Below are 20,498 nucleotides of genomic sequence, written 5' to 3'. Positions count from 1 at the left end.
CACTTTGAGAGGCAACTTTGAGCAATAAAATTGTAACTCTAGAAATCAATCTAGAACCTTCTGACAATCGCCGTCTAGCCAGCCTTTGCGGTCCTTTCGACGATAATATCAAGCACTTAGAGCGTCGCTTAGGCGTTGAAATCAGCTACCGTGGTAACTTCTTTACCATCGTAGGTAAGCCACATACCAGTGCTGCAGCGCTTGAAATCATTAAAACACTTTACGTCAATACGGCACCTGTTCGCGGCAACATTCCTGATGTTGAACCAGACGAGATCCACCTTGCGATCAAAGAGACAGGTGTACTAGAGCAAGATCTAGAAGCGAGCTTCGAGCACGGCAAAGAAGTATTCATTAAGACGAAGAAAGGCGTCATCAAACCGCGTACGCCAAACCAAGGTCAATACTTAATGAACATGGTTACCCATGACATTTCTTTCGGTATTGGTCCAGCAGGTACCGGTAAAACTTACCTAGCGGTTGCTGCGGCTGTAGATGCTTTAGAACGTCAAGAAATTCGCCGTATTTTACTCACTCGTCCAGCAGTTGAAGCAGGTGAGAAGCTAGGCTTCCTACCAGGTGACTTAAGCCAAAAAGTCGACCCATACCTTCGTCCTCTCTATGATGCCCTGTTCGAAATGCTCGGCTTCGAGAAGGTTGAAAAACTGATCGAACGTAACGTGATTGAAGTTGCACCTTTAGCTTATATGCGTGGTCGTACACTAAACGACGCATTCATCATCTTAGATGAAAGCCAAAACACCACTGTAGAACAGATGAAGATGTTCTTAACACGTATCGGCTTTAACTCTCGTGCGGTGATTACTGGTGACATTACTCAGATTGATTTACCTCGCGGTGCTAAATCGGGTTTGCGTCATGCCATTGAGGTATTGAGCGAGGTTGATGATATCAGCTTTAACTTCTTCCAATCGGACGACGTTGTTCGCCACCCTGTGGTCGCGCGTATCGTTAATGCTTATGAGCAGTGGGAAGCGAAAGATCAGAAAGAACGTAAAGAGCTTGACAAGAAACGTCGCGAGGAACGCGAAGCACAACTGATTGAAACCGCTAAAGCTGAGCTTTCAAAAAAAGTACAGGCAGATACGGCAGAAGGTAAGTCATGAGTATCGAACTAGATCTACAATTAGCGGTCGAAGATGAAAATGGCTTACCAAGTTTTGATGATATTCATCTCTGGTTAAGCTCCGCTGTGACAAGCTTTCAACCGCAGGCCGAAGTAACGGTTCGTTTAGTGGATGAACAAGAAAGCCACCAGCTTAACCATGACTATCGTGGCAAAGACAAGCCAACCAATGTGCTTTCTTTTCCGTTTGAAGCGCCTCCGGGCATTGAGATGGATTTATTGGGTGATCTCATCATCTGCCGCCAAGTTGTTGAACGTGAGGCCATCGAGCAAAACAAACCTCTAATGGCTCACTGGGCGCATATGGTTGTACATGGCAGCCTGCATCTGCTAGGTTATGATCATATCGATGATGACGAAGCTGAAGAGATGGAGTCACTCGAAACAGAAATCATGCAAAGTATGGGATTCAAAGACCCATACATTGATGAGAAAGAGTAAAAGCGAAACGGTTTTCAACTCGCCTTTACCAATGTGAGCTATCACACATCTGATAGCGTTACTTAAATGAGAAACAATGAACGAAGACAATTCGCCCTCTTCTCTAGAAGGTAAGAAAGAAAAATCTGAAGGTCCGAGTAGAAAGTCCTTCTTCGGACGCCTAGGTCAAATTTTTCAAGGCGAGCCAAAAGATCGCCAAGAACTTGTGGATGTGATCCGCGACTCTGAAGAAAATGACCTGATCGATCACGACACCCGAGACATGCTGGAAGGTGTTATGGAGATCTCTGAAATGCGTGTGCGTGATATTATGTTACCGCGTTCGCAAATGGTTACCGTTGACCGAAGTGACAATTTAGACGCTTTGATCAACCTGATCACTGATGCCCAGCACTCGCGCTACCCAGTGATCAGTGAAGACAAAGACCATGTAGAAGGTATTCTGTTAGCGAAGGACTTACTTAAATACTTAGGTTCTGGCAGCGAGCCATTTGATATAGAGCAGGTGATCCGCCCTGCAGTGGTGGTTCCTGAGAGCAAGCGTGTAGACCGCTTACTCAAAGAATTCCGTGAAGAACGCTATCATATGTCTATCGTTGTCGATGAATTTGGTGGTGTATCCGGACTTGTCACCATTGAAGATATTCTCGAAGAAATCGTGGGTGAAATCGAAGATGAATTCGACGATGAAGAAGAGCTAGATATCCGCAAGCTAAGCAAACACACCTTTGCAGTAAAAGCACTCACCACTATCGAAGAGTTTAACGATACGTTTGGTACGTCCTTCAGCGACGAAGAGGTGGATACTGTAGGTGGTATGGTGATGACAGCATTTGGTCACCTACCTTCTCGTGGCGAGGTAGTAGAGATTGAAAGATACAACTTCAAAGTAACTTCAGCCGATAACCGTCGCGTTGTGCAGCTACAAGTTACCATACCTGACGAAGAGCTTATTGCAGACTCTACTCAAGAGTAACGCTAACCATCCCTAATGGGAACAGATAGAAATATACGATGATAAATTCACTTTTTCATCGCCTCAAACGGCCGCTTGCGGCCGTTTTTGTTGGCGCATTAACCACACTTGCATTTGCACCTTACCAATTATGGCCGCTGGCGATTGTTAGCCCTGCCGTATTGCTACTCCTTATCCACCAGCAATCAACAAAACGTGCACTGTGGATAGGTTACGCCTGGGGACTTGGTCAGTTCTCAACAGGCATTAGTTGGGTGCACGTAAGTATCGACAATTTTGGCGGCATGCCCAAGATAGCTAGCGTATTCCTCATGGCACTGCTTGTCGGTTACCTTGCCATTTATACGGCACTGTTTAGCTGGTCTATTAATCGATTCTTTCCACAAACAACTCGTACTCGATTTATGCTAGTCGCTCCGGCACTGTGGCTAATCTGTGATTGGTTACGGGGCTGGGTTATGACGGGTTTCCCTTGGTTGTGGCTAGGTTATAGTCAAATAGACACACCGTTGGGCAATTTTGCTCCGCTTGGTGGGGTAGAATTTATCACACTGCTAATCGTTGTCAGTTCAGGAGCTATAGCCTATGCTAGCTTGCAGCGCCAATGGCTGTTGCTACTCATCCCAGCAGTTATTTTCATGACAGGCTTTGGCTTACAGTCCTCACAATGGGTCACCCCAAACTCAGATCAGGTGACTAAAGTAGCGCTGATCCAGGGGAACATTCCTCAAGAACTAAAATGGCAGCCAAGCCAACGTTGGCCAACCATCATGAAGTACACTGATCTGACCCGAGAAAACTGGGATGCAGACATCATCATTTGGCCTGAAGCCGCTGTACCTGCTCTTGAATTCGAAATCTCATCTTTCCTCAGCAATTTAGACTCCGCAGCACGGATGAATAATAGCGCCGTGATCACTGGTATCATTAATCAAGGGGAAGATAAGAAGTTCTACAATAGTATTCTCACGCTGGGTAAAAATCCTTTCGGGGATTACCGCTACGACATGAACCTCCGTTACCATAAACACCACTTATTGCCATTTGGAGAATTTGTTCCATTTGAACAAGTTCTGCGTCCCCTTGCCCCTTTCTTTAACTTGCCGATGTCTTCATTTAGCCGTGGTGATTTTGTCCAAGCGAACATTGATGCCAACGGTAAGCAAATGGCACCTGCGCTTTGCTACGAAATCATCTTCAATGAACAAGTAAGACAAAATGTAACTCAAGACACTGACTTTATACTTACGCTGTCAAACGACGCATGGTTCGGGCGTTCTATCGGCCCTTTGCAGCATATGGAAATCGCCCGCATGCGCGCACTGGAACTTGGTAAGCCCGTAATACGTGCAACCAATAATGGGGTAACAGCAGTGACAGACTATAAAGGTCATATCACAGCCCAAGTGCCGCAATTTGAAACCGCTGTCTTGCGCGCCGAAATCCCGTCCACTTCAGGTGAAACACCTTATCGCCAGTTTGGTACATGGCCAATGTATATTTGGGTTGTGTTGAGTTTAGTTATTGGTTGGAGATTGCGAGACTAGAGCGAGAAGCGAGAAGCGAGAAGCGAGAAGCGAGAAGCGAGAAGCGAGAAGCGAGAAAAGCTAAAAGATTGGCACTATGTGTCGACCCTATTTTTTAAATTCATAGAATTAGCCCCTTCGAGAAAGGTTTCAGTCAGCAACTTCCGGTTCAGTTGCCACAAACCCTTCTCGAAGGACGAAGCCCGCTCTCGCAGCGCAGCGTTCTAGCATCTCGTAGGGCGCAGCCCGTCCCGACTCCCACTAAGGCTTGAGCGCCTGACGACTGAATCCTTTATGCCCGCAATGAGTACAAGGGATAATCACCGTTGGGTGGTTATACTGGGTTTTGTGCCCACACTCATCGCAGACCAGTATGCCTAAACCAATCACTTCGCCTGCTTGGTATAAGCCTTGGTGCTCCAAGTCTTGGAACAACTCGACCCACTCCACTTTTGTACGATCCGTTATATCTAACAAGCCTTGCCAAATCGAGTCGGTAACCATCAAATAGAACGGCCCACCTTTAGACTCTTCGTAGTTTTCAGCAAACTCTTTTAAATCCGACTTCACATACGCGGAAACCAATGCCATTTCATCTTTGGTGAGATCATTGGCGGCTTGCGCAACTTTTCCTGAAGTTTCAATTACATGATTAACCTCATCAGGGCTGTGCTTGAGTGTTTCCACAACATCTTCAAGCATCTCTTCATAACCTGCTTTTCTTTTTGGCATCGCTGACCTCCGCAATGAATCTCACAAACAAACTCGATATGTCGACTCAAGGTCGTCTCCTAACCATTTAATGCTGAGGAGAGTATGGATTGGCTATTGTTGTGCACCTTTCCTTTAGGTATTCTATGACGATCTATTTAAGTCTGTTCTAACCGAACTCACAAATTCCAAGATAACCGGACATCATCGATGCAAGAACAATACAACCCGCAAGATATTGAACAGAAAGTTCAACAGCACTGGGACAACAACAAGACCTTTGTTGTAAGTGAAGACCCAAATAAAGAAAAATTCTACTGTCTATCTATGTTCCCTTACCCAAGTGGCCGACTGCACATGGGTCACGTGCGTAACTACACTATCGGTGATGTAGTCTCTCGTTTCCAACGCCTGCAAGGTAAAAACGTAATGCAACCAATCGGTTGGGATGCATTCGGTCTACCTGCAGAAAACGCGGCAGTGAAAAACAACACTGCACCTGCGCCATGGACTTATGAAAACATTGAGTACATGAAGAACCAACTTAAGCTTCTAGGCTTTGGTTATGACTGGAGCCGCGAATTTGCAACCTGTACACCTGAGTACTACCGTTGGGAGCAAGAGTTCTTCACTAAGCTTTACAACAAAGGTCTGGTTTACAAGAAGACATCATCTGTTAACTGGTGTCCAAATGACCAAACTGTTCTTGCAAACGAGCAGGTTGAAGACGGCTGCTGTTGGCGTTGTGACACACCGGTAGAGCAAAAAGAGATCCCACAGTGGTTCATTAAGATCACTGAATACGCTCAAGAGCTACTAGACGACCTAGACAACCTAGACGGTTGGCCTGAAATGGTTAAGACCATGCAGCGTAACTGGATCGGCCGCTCTGAAGGTGTAGAACTCCGATTTACTGTAAAGAACGTCGAAGTTAAGGGTCTGCAAGACCTAGAAGTTTATACAACACGTCCAGACACACTAATGGGTGTCACTTACGTGGGTATCGCAGCAGGTCACCCTCTGGCATCTGTAGCAGCAGAGAATAATCCTGAGCTTGCAGCGTTTATCGACGAATGTAAGAACAACAAAGTTGCTGAAGCGGAGCTGGCAACAATGGAGAAGAAAGGTATGGCAACTGGCCTTACTGCTATTCACCCATTGAACGGCCGAGAAGTTCCAGTATACGTCGCTAACTTCGTACTGATGGACTACGGTACAGGCGCGGTAATGGCCGTACCTGCACACGACCAACGTGACTACGAGTTTGCAACTAAGTACGGCCTAGACATCGTTCCAGTGATCAAGCCAACTGACAACAGCGAGCTAGACATCACCGAAGAAGCGTACACAGAGAAAGGTGTACTATTCGACTCTGGTGAGTTTGATGGCCTTGAATTCCAAGCAGCATTCGACGCAATCGCGGCCAAGCTAGAAGCAGAAAGCAAAGGTACTAAGACTGTAAACTTCCGTCTACGTGACTGGGGAGTATCTCGCCAACGTTACTGGGGCGCACCAATCCCTATGGTCACCACCGAAGATGGTGAAGTTCATCCAGTACCCGCTGACCAACTACCAGTGATTCTTCCAGAAGACGTGGTAATGGACGGTGTGACTAGCCCTATCAAGGCAGACAAGTCTTGGGCTGAAACAACATTCAACGGCGAACCAGCTCTTCGTGAGACAGACACGTTCGATACCTTCATGGAGTCTTCTTGGTACTACGCGCGTTACTGTTCACCACAAGCTGACGACATACTAGATCCAGAAAAAGCAAACTACTGGCTACCAGTAGACCAGTACATCGGTGGTATCGAACACGCTTGTATGCACCTACTGTACTCTCGCTTCTTCCACAAACTTCTACGCGACGCAGGCTACGTAACCTCTGACGAGCCTTTCAAGCAGCTTCTATGTCAGGGCATGGTACTGGCTGATGCGTTCTACCATGAGAACGAGAAGGGCACTAAAGAGTGGGTTGCACCTACTGACGTAGCGATAGAGCGTGACGGTAAAGGTCGCATCACCTCTGCGAAAGACAACGAAGGCCGTGACGTAACTCACTCAGGCATGATCAAGATGTCTAAGTCGAAAAACAACGGTATCGACCCACAAGAGATGGTAGACAAGTACGGTGCTGATACAGTACGTCTATTCATGATGTTTGCTTCTCCTGCAGACATGACACTTGAGTGGCAAGAGTCTGGCGTAGAAGGCGCTAACCGTTTCCTAAAACGTGTATGGAAACTGGTCAACGAGCACGCTTCAAAGGGTGCAGCAGAAGGTGTTGACACCTCAGCACTATCTAGCGACCAGAAAGCACTACGACGTGATGTTCACAAGACTATCGCCAAAGTGACTGACGATATCGCTCGCCGTCAAACATTCAATACCGCAATCGCTGCGATCATGGAACTGATGAACAAGCTCGCAAAAGCACCTCAAGAATCAGTACAAGACCGCGCAATCCTTGATGAAGCACTGAAAGCTGTTGTTGCAATGCTTTACCCTATCACTCCACACATCTCATTCGAAATGTGGACGGCACTGGGTGAGTCTGATGTCGATAACGCACAGTGGCCGACACACGATGAAAAGGCGCTTGTTGAAGACGAGAAACTCATCATCGTTCAGGTTAACGGTAAGCTACGTGCGAAGCTGACTGTTCCGGCTGACATCTCGAAAGAGGAGATTGAACAGTTAGGCCTAAACGATGAAAACGTTACTAAGTTCACAGAAGACAAAACGATTCGTAAAGTGATTTACGTACCGGGTAAACTTCTAAACATTGTAGCGAACTAATCGTAGCTTCATACGTCATATACTCAAGTATAAAGAGTATAAGCGGGGTAAGTTATTACCCTGCTTATACTTATCTTAGGGTTTTATCAGCTATTATAGAAACTAGAGCCTTAACATAAGTATTCCAATAATCGAGAGTCCTAAATCCATGTTTCGTCGTGCATCGCGCCTTATTTCATTATCCTTTGTAAAACTTACTAGTGTTGTTTTATTGGCAAGCTTGCTTTCAGCTTGTGGTTTCCACTTACGTGGTGATTACTCGGTTCCAGAAGAATTGGAAACCATGTCTCTCACCAGTTACGACCAATACAGCATTTTCACTCGTATGATGAAGGGTCAATTGCGCATGAGTGAAATCGAGGTAGTTCCGCCAGCGGAAAACATTCCTAACTTGCACCTTCTCAGTGAAGGTGTTGGCGAGCGTACACTATCTCTTTACCAAAATACGCGCGCAGCGGAAATAGAACTGACTTTCCGTGCATCTTACCGCGTGACAGTGCCAGAGCTTGGAACAAAAACTTTTTCGACCAGCGTAACTCGTAGTTATCTAGATAACCCACTAACCGCACTGGCAAAATCGGTAGAACGAGACATGATTGAAGATGAAATGCGTAAGCTAGCCGCTTCCCAAATCATTCGCCAAATGGGCCGATTGAAAGCAGATATTGAAGCCAACGAGCTATTGGAAGAAAAGCAGGAAGCTTTACTCAAAGTAGAAGAAGAGCAGTACCGTGTAAAAACGTACTACGGGGAAGATGCTCAGGGGAATGTTACATCTGAAACTCCAGCTAACTAATTACGATTATGCGAATTTTCGCCGACCGTCTAGTGGAGCAGCTAGCTAAGCAGCTCCACCCTACTTACCTCATCTTTGGTAACGAACCTCTCCTGATTCAAGAATCTCGTCAATTCATTCACAAAGCAGCGTTTTCACAAGGCTTTGAAGAGCGACACCGCTTTGCTATCGACAGCTCATTTGACTGGAACCTAGTATATGACTGCTGTCAGGCGATGAGCTTGTTCTCTGCAAGACAGATCATAGAGTTGGAACTGCCTGAGTCAGGTGTAAATGCCGCCATTGCCAAAGAGCTGGTAGCTGTTTCTGAACTACTCCATGGAGATGTCATACTGGTCGTCATTGGAGCTAAGCTAACTAAAGCCCAAGAAAATGCCAAATGGTTTAAGACACTCTCAAGCCAGGGTTGTTGGGTAAACTGCTTAAGTCCAGATATCCAAAGACTACCGCAGTTTGTGCAGGCACGTTGCCGTGCTCTAAATCTAAAACCCGATCAAGAAGCAGTCCAGATGCTTGCTCAGTGGCATGAAGGCAACCTATTTGCTCTTAGTCAAAGCTTGGAAAAATTAGCGCTGCTCTACCCAGATGGCGTACTAAACCTGATTCGGCTTGAAGAGTCTTTAAGCCGCCATAATCACTTTACTGCCTTTCACTGGGTTGATGCTTTATTAGCGGGAAAAGCCAAACGCTCACAACGCATATTGCGTCAGCTAGAAGCAGAAGGTGTCGAAAGCGTTATTTTAGTTCGCACCATACAAAAAGAGCTGACTCAATTACTCAATATGGCTAATCAGATTAAAGTAAAGCCGATAGGTCAGGTGTTTGAAAGCTATCGAGTTTGGCAATCTAAGCGCCCCTTATACTCAGCAGCTTTAGAGCGCTTGCAACCAGAAAAAATTACCCGCTTACTTCAATTACTGACTAAAGTCGAATTATTGGTTAAAACTCAATACGATCAATCAAGCTGGCCACTATTACATCAGTTAAGTACTGAGTTTTGTGTACCACAAGTGAAGCTATAGAAAGCGTGCTATACTTCGCCGCCGAAAAAAGACAAACCTGTGCGTGAGCACAACACCAACGAGGACACTACCTTGCAATTTGAAGAGTTAAACAACTTCCTTGCTGACAAAGCCGATGATATGAAAGCACAAGACATAAAAACCATTGATGTTCAAGGCAAATCAAGTATTACTGACTTCATGATCGTCTGTACGGGTACATCTAAGCGTCACGTTGTCTCTATCGCTGAACATGTTGCAAAAGAATCAAAGCTAGCTGGAATGGAGCCACTGGGTATTGATGGGGAGGCTGAAGGTGAATGGGTCGTACTAGATATGGGGGATACCATTGTTCACGTAATGCAAGAAGAACAACGTGAACTGTACCAACTGGAAAAGCTTTGGGGCTAAGCGATGAAAATACAGCTGGTTGCCGTTGGGACTAAGATGCCTAAGTGGGTCGAAGAAGGCTTTCAAGAATATCGTCGTCGCTTTCCCCACGATTTGCCACTAGAGCTTGTTGAAATAACCGCCGGAAAACGCGGAAAAAATGCCGATATTGCAAGAATTCTGCAAAAAGAAGGCGAAGCCATGCTCGCAGCCGTGCCAAAAGGCAATCGAATTGTTACTCTCGACATCCCTGGCAAAAAGTGGGATACACCGCAATTAGCACAACAATTGGAAAACTGGAAGCTTGACGGAAGAGACGTATCGATTCTCATCGGCGGTCCAGAGGGTCTTGCTCCGGCCTGTAAATCAGCGGCTGATCAAAGTTGGTCGTTGTCAGCGTTAACCTTACCTCACCCATTAGTACGCATTGTCATGGCTGAGAGTTTATATCGAGCGTGGAGCATTACCGCGAACCACCCTTACCACCGAGAATAGCCATTAATGTTACGGAAGCGTACCCAGATAAGGGATTACCATGAAGAAGCGCGACTCTTTAGAAGTCGCGCTATTGTCGCTTTCATCGGTATTATTGCCTTGGTTGGGGTGTTAATCACTAACCTGTACAACATCCAAATCAATCAGTTCCAAGATTACAAAACTCGTTCGAACGACAACCGAATTAAGGTTGTACCTATCGCGCCAAACCGTGGCCTAATCTACGATCGCAAAGGGAATCTCTTAGCTGAAAACCGCCCAGTGTTCAGCCTTGAAATCACGCCTGAGAAAGTCAAGGATATGGACGAAACGCTTGATCGTTTACAACAGATTCTAACTATTACTCCCGAGCAAATCGAACGATTTAAACGTGAGCGCCGTCAAACACGTCGCTTTAAGTCCGTTCCAATTCTGACCCAATTGACCCAGGAACAAGCGGCAAAATTCTCGGTCAACCAGCACAACTTCCCTGGTGTTTCGATCAATGCCGCGCTTAAAAGGCATTATCCATACGGTGAGGTCCTTACTCATGTAATTGGCTATGTATCTCGAATCAATGATCGCGATGTTCAACGCCTAGTGCGAGAAGAGAAAGACGCAAATTATCAAGCCACTCGCGATATCGGGAAGTTAGGTATCGAACGTTATTACGAAGATACGCTTCATGGTATTGCAGGTTATCAAGAAGTCGAAGTCAACAGCCGTGGTCGGGTGATAAGAACCCTTAAATACGAACCACCAGAACCTGGTAAAGACATTGTTCTTAACCTCGACATTGATTTACAGCTCTACATTCATCAATTACTCGCCGACCGTCGTGGCAGTGCTGTCGTGCTTGATCCCAAAGATAATGGGGTATTGGCTATGGTCTCTAGCCCAAGTTACGATCCAAATGCTTTTGTTCACGGTATTTCTGGTAAGGCATACAGTGCACTACTGAATGATAAGAACCGCCCACTAGTAAACCGCGCAACGCTAGGGATCTACCCACCGGCCTCAACCATCAAGCCGTTTATGGCGGTCGCTGCACTAGAAGAAGGCGTTGTCACTCCTTACACCACTCGCAACGACCCTGGTTATTGGAAGATCCCTAACTCTAAAACTCGACCATTCCGAGACTGGTTGGCTTGGGGGCACGGTAAGGTGGATATCGTTAAATCGATTGAAGAGTCAGTCGATACGTTCTTCTACCAGATTGCTTATGACATGGGTATCGATCGCATCTCGCGCTGGATGATGATGTTTGGTTTCGGTGACTATACCGGGATTGATATTCATGAAGAAAGCAAAGCCAATATGCCGACTCGAGAGTGGAAAATGGCCCGCCACCGTGTGCCTTGGTATCAAGGTGACACCATCCCGGTAGGTATTGGTCAAGGTTACTGGACGGCAACCCCAATGCAAATTGCCAAAGCGACTTCTGTTCTGGTTAATCGAGGTGAAGTGATTGCCCCTCACCTACTAAGAGCAACCATAAATAATGGTGAAGATTTTGAAAAGAGACAACTGTCAGATATCGAAACTTATCCGCCAATTAGCGGAGTAAAAGATCGCTACTGGGATATGGCGATTGAAGGTATGCGCTTAGTTAACCATGGTAAGAAAGGAACTGCACGCCGCTCTTTTACCAAAACGGGATACTCCAGTGGGGGAAAATCAGGCACCGCCCAAGTCTTTGGTTTGGCTGAAGATGAAGAGTACAACGCAGATGAAATCGCAGAGCATTTGCGAGACCATGCGCTATTTACGGGGTTTGCGCCCATTGAAGACCCAGAGCTGATTGTGACCATAGTATTAGAAAACGCGGGGGGTGGTTCTTCTCAAGCTGCTCCGGTAGTGAGAAGAATATTCGACCATGTTCTCGTAGATAATAATAAGGCGAAATAACCATGGACTTGAACCCGGCAACAGGTCAAAACCGCGCTCTATTTGAACGCTTTCACTTAGATCTACCACTGCTTCTGGGGATTTTGGTACTCATGGGCTTTGGTCTAGTTGTTATGTACAGTGCTAGCGGCCAAAGCTTAGCCATGATGGACAGACAAGCAATGCGTATGGCCCTCTCGCTTGGCGTAATGCTAATCCTTGCTCAGATACCACCACGTACCTATGAAGCACTGGCACCACTTATGTTTGTTGGCGGCGTTATTTTGCTACTAGGGGTACTGTTCTTTGGTGAAGCATCTAAAGGGGCACAACGTTGGTTGAATTTAGGCTTTGTTCGTTTTCAGCCCTCCGAGCTATTGAAGCTTGCCGTACCGCTGATGATTGCCCGCTATATAGGTAAGCGACCTCTCCCACCGACCTTCCAGACTCTGGTTATTTCGTTGGTGATGGTATTTGTACCTACAATCTTGATCGCCAAACAGCCAGATTTAGGCACTTCAATCCTAATCGCAGCATCGGGGATATTTGTAATTTTCTTAGCAGGTATCAGCTGGAAAATTATCTTTGCCGCCGCATGTGGCTTAGGTGCTTTTTTACCAATTCTGTGGTTCTTCCTAATGCGTGAGTATCAGAAAGTTCGAGTTAGGACCCTATTCAACCCAGAATCGGATCCACTCGGTGCCGGTTATCACATTATTCAGAGTAAAATAGCCATTGGCTCTGGTGGCGTTTCTGGCAAAGGTTGGCTACAAGGTACTCAATCTCAATTAGAGTTCCTTCCCGAGCGACATACAGACTTTATTTTTGCAGTTATCGGCGAAGAGTGGGGCTTGATTGGCATATTGATTTTGCTTGGTCTGTACCTTTTCATCATTGGGCGAGGTCTTGTGCTCGCTAGTAAAGCTCAAACTGCCTTTGGCCGCATGATGGCTGGTAGTATCGTTCTCAGTTTTTTTGTCTATGTTTTCGTTAACATCGGCATGGTAAGTGGTATCTTACCTGTGGTAGGCGTTCCACTGCCTCTTATCAGTTATGGCGGTACATCAATGGTTACTCTCATGGCTGGTTTCGGCATTTTGATGTCTATTCATACCCATAGAAAAGCGTTCTCTAAGGCAATCTAAATGATAAATAAGCAATTATTGCTAACAGTAACAGCAACGAGCCTAATCTTGGCTGGCTGTTCATCTGCGCCGTCAAAGCGCTACACCATTGACGACGACATTGCCCCGGACGCACCGATTAGTGTCGATCATATTGAAGATGCAACACCTATGTATGAATCATACAGCCTAGGGGGAAATAGCAATTACCGCCTAAGAGGTAAAGACTACACCATCATCAAAGAGCCACAAGGCTTTAAACAGGAAGGCATTGCCTCTTGGTATGGTAAAAAGTTCCATGGTCATTTGACCTCTAATGGCGAAATATATGATATGTACTCGATGTCAGCGGCGCACAAAGAGCTGCCGATTCCAAGCTATGTCAAAGTCACCAACAAAGATAATGGCAAAACGGCGATTGTGCGGGTCAATGACCGTGGTCCTTTCCACGAAGGTCGAATCATCGATCTGAGCTATGCTGCTGCGCTAAAACTCGACGTGATTCGTACTGGTACGGCCAAGGTTGAAATAGAGGTCATCACCATCGACAAACCGACCCAAACACATAAACAAGAAGCATTACCAAAGTTTGTTGTCCAGGTCGCTTCGTCGCAACATCAAGACCGAGTTGAAACTTTAGCACAAAATTTGAGTCAAAAGCTTTCGGTCAAGAGTTATGTAAGTTCCGGCGACAAGCTTCACCGGGTATTTTTAGGCCCATTTAGCGACTATATGCACGGCCAAAAAGCACTTGAACAAGTGAAAGACTTGGGTTACACCAGTGCTTTCATAAAATCCCACTAGTCCTCAATCCAGTGTATCCAAACCGCTACACTGGCTTGAGAGATTGATTCTGTTAAGATATGGACAGTAAACGATAATTCTGTAGTCAATATGAAAAAAACAACGCTAATTAAATCAGCTTTTGCGTCTTCGATTGCGCTTTCTGCAACATTCGCATCTTCTGTATTCGCATCCCCAATTGTGGTTCCTGACGCCCCTCAAATCGCAGCCAAAGGTTACGTATTGATGGATTACCATTCAGGTAAAGTACTTGCTGAAAAAGAGATGAACACTAAGTTATCTCCAGCAAGTTTGACTAAGATGATGACCAGTTATGTCATCGGCCAAGAATTAGAGCGTGGCAACATCTCACTTCAAGATGATGTCACTATCAGTAAAAACGCTTGGGCGAAAAACTTCCCTGATTCTTCAAAAATGTTTATCGAAGTTGGTACTACGGTAAAAGTAGAAGACCTAAACCGCGGTATCATTGTTCAGTCTGGTAACGATGCTTGTGTTGCAATGGCAGAGCACATCGCTGGTTCAGAAGACGCATTTGTCGATCTAATGAACGCTTGGGCTGACACTATCGGTATGAAAGACACCCACTTTGCTAACGTGCATGGTCTAGACAATCCGAATCTATACTCAACCCCTTACGATATGGCCCTGCTTGGCAGCGCACTGATCCGCGACGTGCCAGACGAGTACCGTATCTACTCAGACAAGAAATTTACTTACAACGGCATCACCCAATACAACCGCAATGGTTTGCTTTGGGACAAGAGCATGAACGTTGATGGCATTAAGACTGGCCACACAAGTAACGCGGGCTACAGCTTAGTTAGCTCTGCAACTGAAGGAAAAATGCGCCTAGTTGCTGTGGTAATGGGAACAAAGAATGCCAACGCACGTAAATCAGAAAGCAAGAAGCTTCTGAGCTACGGCTTCCGCTTCTTCGAAACAGTCGCGCCACATAAAGCTGGAGAAACCTTCGTTGAAGAGAAGATCTGGATGGGTAACAAAGATACTGTAGCCCTTGGTCTTGACCAAGATACCTATGTAACTCTTCCTCGCGGCCAAGCAAAAAACCTTAAGGCAAGCTTCGTGCTTGAAAAAGAGCTAGAAGCCCCAATTATGAAGGGTGACGTAGTTGGTAAGCTATACTATCAACTAGAAGGTGAAGATATTGCAGAGTACCCGCTTCTTGCTCTTGAAGACGTGGAAGAAGGCAGCCTATTCAGCCGTCTATGGGATTACATTGTGATGCTATTCAAAAGCTTCTTGTAATTCGCGTACTTAGCTTTAAAAAGCCGCCTAGTGCGGCTTTTTTACTTTTCACCCAATTGACAAAGCGCTGAGGTAATCTTGAGTTCGCACTCGATAGAAAGTACTATTTCGCGCTGCTAACAACGACTTCCCAACTTGGAGTTTCAAAATGCTGAACATTAACTCAGACGCAAAACTGAAAGACCTGCTGGAGTTCCCGTGTTCTTTTACCTACAAGGTAATGGGCTACGCTAAGCCTGAACTTCCTGAAAAGGTTTTAGAAGTAATTCAACGCCATGCTCCAGGTGATTACAGCCCAACAGTAAAGCCAAGCGCTAAGGGCAATTACCACTCGGTGTCGGTTAACATCACTGCCACTTCAATCGAACAGGTTGAAACGCTTTATAAAGAGCTAGGTGAAATCGACATTGTACGCATGGTTCTATAACTAAATTTGATATAATCAATTTTTTTTGAAGGCAGCGAAAGCTGCTTTCTTTTTAGATATCAAATAGATAATCATCCTGCAAAAAGTCTAGGGTTAAAAATGTGTTACTGGTATATAGTTCCTTGACCAGAAGCAGTTTATAATCCGTTAACTTTATTAACCGACGATGGAAAAGCGGAATGCGAAACCAGCTTGTTGTTAAACATCTAGGAAGACAAGATTACGAGCCAATCTGGCAAGCAATGCACGACTTCACAGATAACCGCACTGAAGATACTGCCGACGAGGTATGGCTTGTCGAGCACAATCCAGTCTTCACACAGGGACAAGCAGGTAAAGAGGAGCATCTACTGAACACTGGTGATATTCCAGTCGTTCAAAGCGATAGAGGTGGCCAAGTCACCTATCATGGTCCTGGCCAGCTCGTCGCGTATTTTCTAATTAACCTTCGTCGTAAAAAAATAGGTGTGCGAGATCTTGTTACCCATATAGAGAATCTCGTCATCAATACACTAAAAGCATACAATATCGACTCGGCTGCACGCCCCGACGCACCGGGAGTCTATGTAGATGGGAAGAAAATCTGTTCCTTAGGGTTACGAATCCGCAAAGGTTGTTCGTTCCACGGCTTAGCGCTAAATGTAAATATGGATCTTACGCCATTTCTCCGAATCAACCCATGCGGTTATGCGGGAATGGAAATGGTTCAAGTCAGCCAACTTGGCGGGCCTGAAGATATAACACAAGTAGAGACAAAACTTGTCGAAGAACTGGTTGCTTTACTCAATTATCAGCAGGTCAAAATTGACACACAAGCAAGCCACAAGACCAACAGTAACGAGAAGTAAGAGAAGCATGAGTAAACCAATCCAAATGGAAAAAGGCGTTAAGTACCGCGACGCTGACAAAATGGCACTGATTCCAGTAAAGAACATGCCTACAGAGCAAAAAGAAGTTCTTCGTAAACCAGACTGGATGAAGATCAAGCTACCTGCCGACAGCCAGCGCATTCAAGATATTAAATCTGCAATGCGTAAAAACAACCTACACTCCGTTTGTGAAGAAGCTTCATGCCCTAACCTTGCAGAATGTTTTAACCACGGGACCGCGACCTTTATGATTTTGGGTGCGATCTGTACTCGCCGCTGCCCATTCTGTGATGTTGCCCATGGTCGCCCTCTTACGCCTGAAGCAAATGAGCCACAAAAGCTGGCAAAAACGATTCAAGATATGAAACTGAAGTACGTAGTGATTACTTCAGTTGACCGTGATGATCTACGTGATGGTGGCGCACAGCACTTTGCTGACTGTAACCGCGAGATCCGCGCGCTTAATCCAAGCATAAGAATTGAAACACTGGTACCTGACTTCCGCGGCCGTATGGATGTTGCGCTCGAATTATTGAAAGATAATCCACCAGATGTCTTCAATCATAACTTAGAAACCGCACCTCGCCTGTACCGTAAGGCTCGGCCTGGCGCAAACTACAAATGGTCTCTACAGCTTCTACAGAAGTTCAAAGAGCAACACCCGAATATTCCGACCAAGTCAGGAATCATGATGGGGCTTGGCGAGACGAAAGAAGAGATCGTCGAAGTATTGAAAGATCTTCGAGCGCACGGTGTAACCATGCTGACGTTAGGCCAATACCTAGCACCTAGCCGTCATCATTTACCAGTAGAGCGCTACGTTCCACCTTCAGAGTTTGATGAACTAAAAGAGATTGCACTTGAACTTGGCTTTACTCACGCAGCATGTGGGCCATTTGTTCGCTCTTCTTACCACGCCGATCTTCAAGCGCAAGGTGTCGAAGTAAGCTAACACCAAGTGATTATTCAGTTTATATGCCTCTCGTTTTTGAACGTGAGGCATATTTTATTTGTGCTGATTTTACTCGCCCGCCACAATCCACTACCATATCAAATGCTGAAACAACTTTGATACTAGAATGAAAGTACAGGTTTGATATAATACTTAAATCAACCTTTCATCACATACTCGAATTATTGGATAGATACATGAAAAACATTTTTGCTGCCGCTGTTGTGGCTATTACTCTTGCAGGTTGTGCATCTGAACCAACTCAGCAAGATAACTACATGGACGCTTCTTTCGAGCTTTGTAATACTGAAGTGAAAACCTATTCAGTGAGTGACGATGGTCGTGTACGTATCGTATGTGCTGATGGCTCTAAATTTGCGCTTCGCAGTGAAGCAACTCTAGACACTATGCGTGATATCAACGCAGACTACTGTAGTGGTGAAGGTCTATCTAAATTCAACGAAAGCACTAAATACTACCAATTCCGTTGTAAATCTGGTGAGACAATCAGTGTAAACAAATAAGCTCAACTAAGATTTGAAACGGCAGCCTCGGCTGCCGTTTTTGTTTCTCATTTTCAAATCATAAAAAAACACCTCCAAGTTGGAGGTGCTTTAATCAATCAGAATTTTGATTAAGCGTAAACTGGTAGGCGCTTACAAATTTCAAGCACTTTTGCTTTAGTCGCTTCAATAACGTCTTCGTTACCGATGTTATCTAAAACGTCACACATCCAGTTTGCTAACTCTTTTGCATCTTCTTCAGTGAAACCACGACGTGTGATTGCTGGAGATCCAACACGAATACCTGAAGTAACAAACGGGCTACGCGGGTCGTTTGGCACTGAGTTTTTGTTTACCGTGATGTTTGCGGCACCTAAAGCTGCGTCTGCGTCTTTACCTGTGATGTCTTTATCGATTAGGTCAACAAGGAACAGGTGATTTTCAGTACCATTAGAAACGATTTTGTATCCGCGTTCTTGGAACTGAGCAACCATGGCTTTTGCGTTCTTCACTACGCGCGCTTGGTAAGCTTTGAATTCAGGCTCCATTGCTTCTTTGAACGCAACTGCTTTACCAGCGATAACGTGCATCAGAGGACCACCTTGACCACCAGGGAATACTGCTGAGTTCAACTTCTTATACATCTCTTCGCCAGCATTAGACAGAATGAGACCACCACGTGGGCCTGCTAGCGTTTTGTGCGTAGTTGTTGTAACAACATGAGCATGTGGTACTGGTGTCGGGTATTCGCCTGCTGCAATTAGACCAGCAACGTGCGCCATATCAACAAATAACCAAGCGCCAGCCTTGTCTGCGATTTCACGCATGCGCGCCCAATCTACGATTTGAGAGTAAGCAGAGAAACCACCGATGATCATCTTAGGCTTATGCTCAAGAGCAAGTTGCTCCATTTCGTCATAGTTGATTTGACCCGCTTCATCGATACCATAAGGAATAACGTTGTAGTGCTTACCAGAGAAGTTTACCGGGGAGCCGTGAGTCAGGTGACCACCGTGCGCTAGGCTCATACCTAAAACCGTATCGCCTGGATTTAAAAGTGCCATGTAAACAGCGCTGTTTGCTTGAGAACCAGAATGTGGCTGTACGTTTGCATACTCACAACCGAAAAGCTCGCATGCGCGGTCGATAGCAAGAGCTTCTGCTTTATCAACGTACTCACAACCACCATAGTAGCGCTTGCCCGGGTAACCTTCAGCGTATTTATTTGTCAGCTGAGAACCTTGCGCTTCCATTACACGTGGGCTTGTGTAGTTTTCTGAAGCGATAAGTTCAATGTGTTCTTCCTGGCGAAGGGTTTCTTCTTGGATTGCTGCGAACAGTTCCGCATCGTAATCTGCGATGTTCATATCACGCTTTAGCATCTGTATCTCCTGACTCAGATTAAGACTTAAAAAATGTTAAAAAACTGATTCCTGACCTCAATACCGACGTTTTCACCTGACGCAAACGTTTGCATTAAGCTAATGACGCGCATTCTACATAATTTGATCTAGGTCATAAAGAGAAAATTCACATTTTTCTCATGCAGTTTTTTCATAATGCTCTACAAGGAATGTCATATTGAACGTCTGCCTAAATGATAATTTAGAAAAGTGTCAATTTTGTCCTTTACACTCCGTAAAACGATAATTACATAGGTTTACCTTAAATTTCTCTCTCAAGCTACCGAAATCCTCATTTTTTAAATAGTATGCACGCCATTATTCAGCGATTAAATTTCAATCTGATGGAAAAACACTCAAGAAGAGAAGACTGGATCGCAATTTTAACGGGCACCTTTCTTGTTGCCCAAGGCGTTTTCTTTTTACAGTCAGCCTCACTACTTACTGGAGGGACGACCGGACTTGCGCTATTAGCGAGTCAATTCGTCTCACTCTCTTTTGGTACGCTCTACTTTGTGGCTAATTGTCCTTTTTACCTGTTGGCTTGGAAACGATTTGGTTCTCGCTTTGCATTTAATAGTGCTATTTCTGGTGCTTTGGTGTCGGTTTTTGCCGATCATCTCTATTTAGTGATTAGCTTAGATACAATAAATCAGGTCTATTGTGCGGTCGCAGGTGGTTTACTAATGGGGTTAGGGATGCTAATTCTCTTCCGCCACCGCTCAAGCCTTGGTGGATTCAACGTCCTGTGCCTATTCATCCAAGACAAATTTGGTATTTCTGTTGGCAAATCCCAGCTAGCTATCGATTTTTGCATTTTGGTCGCGTCATTCTTCTTCGTCTCACCACAGGTTATCGCACTTTCAATCATCGGTGCTGTGGCGCTCAACCTTGTATTGGCCATGAACCATAAGCCAACGCGTTATAGTGTTAATTACGGTTAGCGAGAAGCGAGAAGCGAGAAGCGAGAAGCGAGAAGCGAGAAGCGAGAAGCGAGAA

The 20,498-nt window shown here is 45.4% G+C and carries 20 protein-coding genes; 18 read left to right on the top strand and 2 right to left on the bottom strand.

The genetic code is table 11. The annotated features are described in order from the left end of the window. The first annotated feature begins 17 nt into the window (after positions 1-17). From APB76_RS13775 to lnt, 4 genes are all read left to right on the top strand, one after another. Entirely contained in the window at positions 18-1,127 is a 1,110-nt protein-coding gene (locus tag APB76_RS13775; protein WP_049845436.1) for a PhoH family protein, read from the top strand. Then, a complete protein-coding gene (gene ybeY, locus APB76_RS13770) occupies positions 1,124-1,588 on the top strand; it encodes an rRNA maturation RNase YbeY (RefSeq protein ID WP_049845435.1) in 465 nt (154 codons plus the stop codon). The genes APB76_RS13775 and ybeY overlap by 4 nt, the downstream gene beginning before the upstream one ends. 76 nt (positions 1,589-1,664) lie before the next feature. Continuing rightward, positions 1,665-2,564 carry a CNNM family magnesium/cobalt transport protein CorC gene (corC, locus tag APB76_RS13765; protein WP_049845434.1) on the top strand — a complete coding sequence of 300 codons (900 nt, stop codon included), beginning with the start codon at positions 1,665-1,667 and terminating at the stop codon, positions 2,562-2,564. Positions 2,565-2,602: 38 nt separating this feature from the next. Then, positions 2,603-4,111: an apolipoprotein N-acyltransferase gene (lnt, locus tag APB76_RS13760; protein WP_054963251.1), complete on the top strand. Its 1,509-nt coding sequence runs from the start codon at positions 2,603-2,605 to the stop codon at positions 4,109-4,111. A 240-nt stretch (positions 4,112-4,351) separates the two neighbouring features. Here the strand turns inward: lnt and APB76_RS13755 are convergent, their stop codons facing one another. After that, entirely contained in the window at positions 4,352-4,822 is a 471-nt protein-coding gene (locus tag APB76_RS13755) for a zinc ribbon-containing protein (protein WP_049845432.1), read from the bottom strand. A gap of 189 nt (positions 4,823-5,011) precedes the next feature. On the opposite strand from APB76_RS13755, the gene leuS reads away from it, so the two are divergent. From leuS to APB76_RS13690, 13 genes are all read left to right on the top strand, one after another. Continuing rightward, on the top strand, positions 5,012-7,600 hold the full coding sequence (leuS, locus tag APB76_RS13750; RefSeq protein ID WP_054963250.1) for a leucine--tRNA ligase: 2,589 nt from the start codon (positions 5,012-5,014) through the stop codon (positions 7,598-7,600). Positions 7,601-7,748: 148 nt separating this feature from the next. After that, complete coding sequence (locus APB76_RS13745) at positions 7,749-8,396, top strand: LPS-assembly lipoprotein LptE (protein WP_054963249.1); 648 nt, start codon at positions 7,749-7,751, stop codon at positions 8,394-8,396. Between the two features lie 8 nt (positions 8,397-8,404). Beyond that, positions 8,405-9,418, top strand: a complete 1,014-nt coding sequence (holA, locus tag APB76_RS13740) for a DNA polymerase III subunit delta (protein ID WP_054963248.1) — start codon at positions 8,405-8,407, stop codon at positions 9,416-9,418. Between the two features lie 72 nt (positions 9,419-9,490). Further along, the gene (rsfS, locus tag APB76_RS13735; RefSeq protein WP_054963286.1) at positions 9,491-9,808 is read left to right on the top strand and encodes a ribosome silencing factor; all 318 of its coding nucleotides are present in this window, start codon (positions 9,491-9,493) and stop codon (positions 9,806-9,808) included. A gap of 3 nt (positions 9,809-9,811) precedes the next feature. Next, entirely contained in the window at positions 9,812-10,282 is a 471-nt protein-coding gene (gene rlmH, locus APB76_RS13730; protein WP_054963247.1) for a 23S rRNA (pseudouridine(1915)-N(3))-methyltransferase RlmH, read from the top strand. A gap of 6 nt (positions 10,283-10,288) precedes the next feature. After that, positions 10,289-12,169: a penicillin-binding protein 2 gene (mrdA, locus tag APB76_RS13725; protein WP_054963246.1), complete on the top strand. Its 1,881-nt coding sequence runs from the start codon at positions 10,289-10,291 to the stop codon at positions 12,167-12,169. A gap of 2 nt (positions 12,170-12,171) precedes the next feature. Then, on the top strand, positions 12,172-13,293 hold the full coding sequence (rodA, locus tag APB76_RS13720) for a rod shape-determining protein RodA (RefSeq protein WP_049845426.1): 1,122 nt from the start codon (positions 12,172-12,174) through the stop codon (positions 13,291-13,293). Continuing rightward, positions 13,294-14,076 carry a septal ring lytic transglycosylase RlpA family protein gene (locus APB76_RS13715; protein ID WP_054963245.1) on the top strand — a complete coding sequence of 261 codons (783 nt, stop codon included), beginning with the start codon at positions 13,294-13,296 and terminating at the stop codon, positions 14,074-14,076. A gap of 90 nt (positions 14,077-14,166) precedes the next feature. Beyond that, positions 14,167-15,345 carry a serine hydrolase gene (locus APB76_RS13710; protein WP_054963244.1) on the top strand — a complete coding sequence of 393 codons (1,179 nt, stop codon included), beginning with the start codon at positions 14,167-14,169 and terminating at the stop codon, positions 15,343-15,345. Positions 15,346-15,493: 148 nt separating this feature from the next. After that, positions 15,494-15,772, top strand: a complete 279-nt coding sequence (ybeD, locus tag APB76_RS13705) for a DUF493 family protein YbeD (RefSeq protein ID WP_004415161.1) — start codon at positions 15,494-15,496, stop codon at positions 15,770-15,772. Between the two features lie 179 nt (positions 15,773-15,951). Then, positions 15,952-16,620, top strand: coding sequence for a lipoyl(octanoyl) transferase LipB (lipB, locus tag APB76_RS13700; protein ID WP_054963243.1), 669 nt, complete (start codon positions 15,952-15,954; stop codon positions 16,618-16,620). A gap of 7 nt (positions 16,621-16,627) precedes the next feature. Further along, the gene (gene lipA / locus APB76_RS13695; RefSeq protein WP_049845422.1) at positions 16,628-17,593 is read left to right on the top strand and encodes a lipoyl synthase; all 966 of its coding nucleotides are present in this window, start codon (positions 16,628-16,630) and stop codon (positions 17,591-17,593) included. Positions 17,594-17,790: 197 nt separating this feature from the next. Next, positions 17,791-18,117, top strand: a complete 327-nt coding sequence (locus APB76_RS13690) for a hypothetical protein (RefSeq protein ID WP_049845421.1) — start codon at positions 17,791-17,793, stop codon at positions 18,115-18,117. A gap of 110 nt (positions 18,118-18,227) precedes the next feature. Here APB76_RS13690 and glyA read toward each other — a convergent pair whose 3' ends face one another. Then, positions 18,228-19,478 carry a serine hydroxymethyltransferase gene (gene glyA / locus APB76_RS13685; RefSeq protein WP_049845420.1) on the bottom strand — a complete coding sequence of 417 codons (1,251 nt, stop codon included), beginning with the start codon at positions 19,476-19,478 and terminating at the stop codon, positions 18,228-18,230. A gap of 365 nt (positions 19,479-19,843) precedes the next feature. Here glyA and APB76_RS13680 point away from each other — a divergent pair, with 365 nt between their 5' ends. After that, complete coding sequence (locus APB76_RS13680) at positions 19,844-20,443, top strand: YitT family protein (protein WP_049845419.1); 600 nt, start codon at positions 19,844-19,846, stop codon at positions 20,441-20,443. Positions 20,444-20,498: the final 55 nt, after the last annotated feature.

This window comes from Vibrio bivalvicida (genome assembly GCF_001399455.2).
Lineage (GTDB): Bacteria > Pseudomonadota > Gammaproteobacteria > Enterobacterales > Vibrionaceae > Vibrio > Vibrio bivalvicida.
Note: the sequence above shows the minus strand (reverse complement) of the source record. Positions and strands in the feature narration are given on the sequence as shown.

Excerpts from the sequence above, each read along its gene's own strand:
- glyA (WP_049845420.1), bottom strand. The coding sequence starts at position 19,478 with ATGCTAAAGCGTGATATGAACATCGCAGATTACGATGCGGAACTGTTC.
- ybeY (WP_049845435.1), top strand. The coding sequence starts at position 1,124 with ATGAGTATCGAACTAGATCTACAATTAGCGGTCGAAGATGAAAATGGC.
- rlmH (WP_054963247.1), top strand. The coding sequence starts at position 9,812 with ATGAAAATACAGCTGGTTGCCGTTGGGACTAAGATGCCTAAGTGGGTC.
- APB76_RS13715 (WP_054963245.1), top strand. The coding sequence starts at position 13,294 with ATGATAAATAAGCAATTATTGCTAACAGTAACAGCAACGAGCCTAATC.
- APB76_RS13680 (WP_049845419.1), top strand. The coding sequence starts at position 19,844 with ATGGAAAAACACTCAAGAAGAGAAGACTGGATCGCAATTTTAACGGGC.
- leuS (WP_054963250.1), top strand. The coding sequence starts at position 5,012 with ATGCAAGAACAATACAACCCGCAAGATATTGAACAGAAAGTTCAACAG.
- APB76_RS13710 (WP_054963244.1), top strand. The coding sequence starts at position 14,167 with ATGAAAAAAACAACGCTAATTAAATCAGCTTTTGCGTCTTCGATTGCG.
- corC (WP_049845434.1), top strand. The coding sequence starts at position 1,665 with ATGAACGAAGACAATTCGCCCTCTTCTCTAGAAGGTAAGAAAGAAAAA.
- lipB (WP_054963243.1), top strand. The coding sequence starts at position 15,952 with ATGCGAAACCAGCTTGTTGTTAAACATCTAGGAAGACAAGATTACGAG.
- mrdA (WP_054963246.1), top strand. The coding sequence starts at position 10,289 with ATGTTACGGAAGCGTACCCAGATAAGGGATTACCATGAAGAAGCGCGA.
- lnt (WP_054963251.1), top strand. The coding sequence starts at position 2,603 with ATGATAAATTCACTTTTTCATCGCCTCAAACGGCCGCTTGCGGCCGTT.
- holA (WP_054963248.1), top strand. The coding sequence starts at position 8,405 with ATGCGAATTTTCGCCGACCGTCTAGTGGAGCAGCTAGCTAAGCAGCTC.
- APB76_RS13755 (WP_049845432.1), bottom strand. The coding sequence starts at position 4,822 with ATGCCAAAAAGAAAAGCAGGTTATGAAGAGATGCTTGAAGATGTTGTG.
- APB76_RS13745 (WP_054963249.1), top strand. The coding sequence starts at position 7,749 with ATGTTTCGTCGTGCATCGCGCCTTATTTCATTATCCTTTGTAAAACTT.
- APB76_RS13690 (WP_049845421.1), top strand. The coding sequence starts at position 17,791 with ATGAAAAACATTTTTGCTGCCGCTGTTGTGGCTATTACTCTTGCAGGT.
- ybeD (WP_004415161.1), top strand. The coding sequence starts at position 15,494 with ATGCTGAACATTAACTCAGACGCAAAACTGAAAGACCTGCTGGAGTTC.
- rodA (WP_049845426.1), top strand. The coding sequence starts at position 12,172 with ATGGACTTGAACCCGGCAACAGGTCAAAACCGCGCTCTATTTGAACGC.
- lipA (WP_049845422.1), top strand. The coding sequence starts at position 16,628 with ATGAGTAAACCAATCCAAATGGAAAAAGGCGTTAAGTACCGCGACGCT.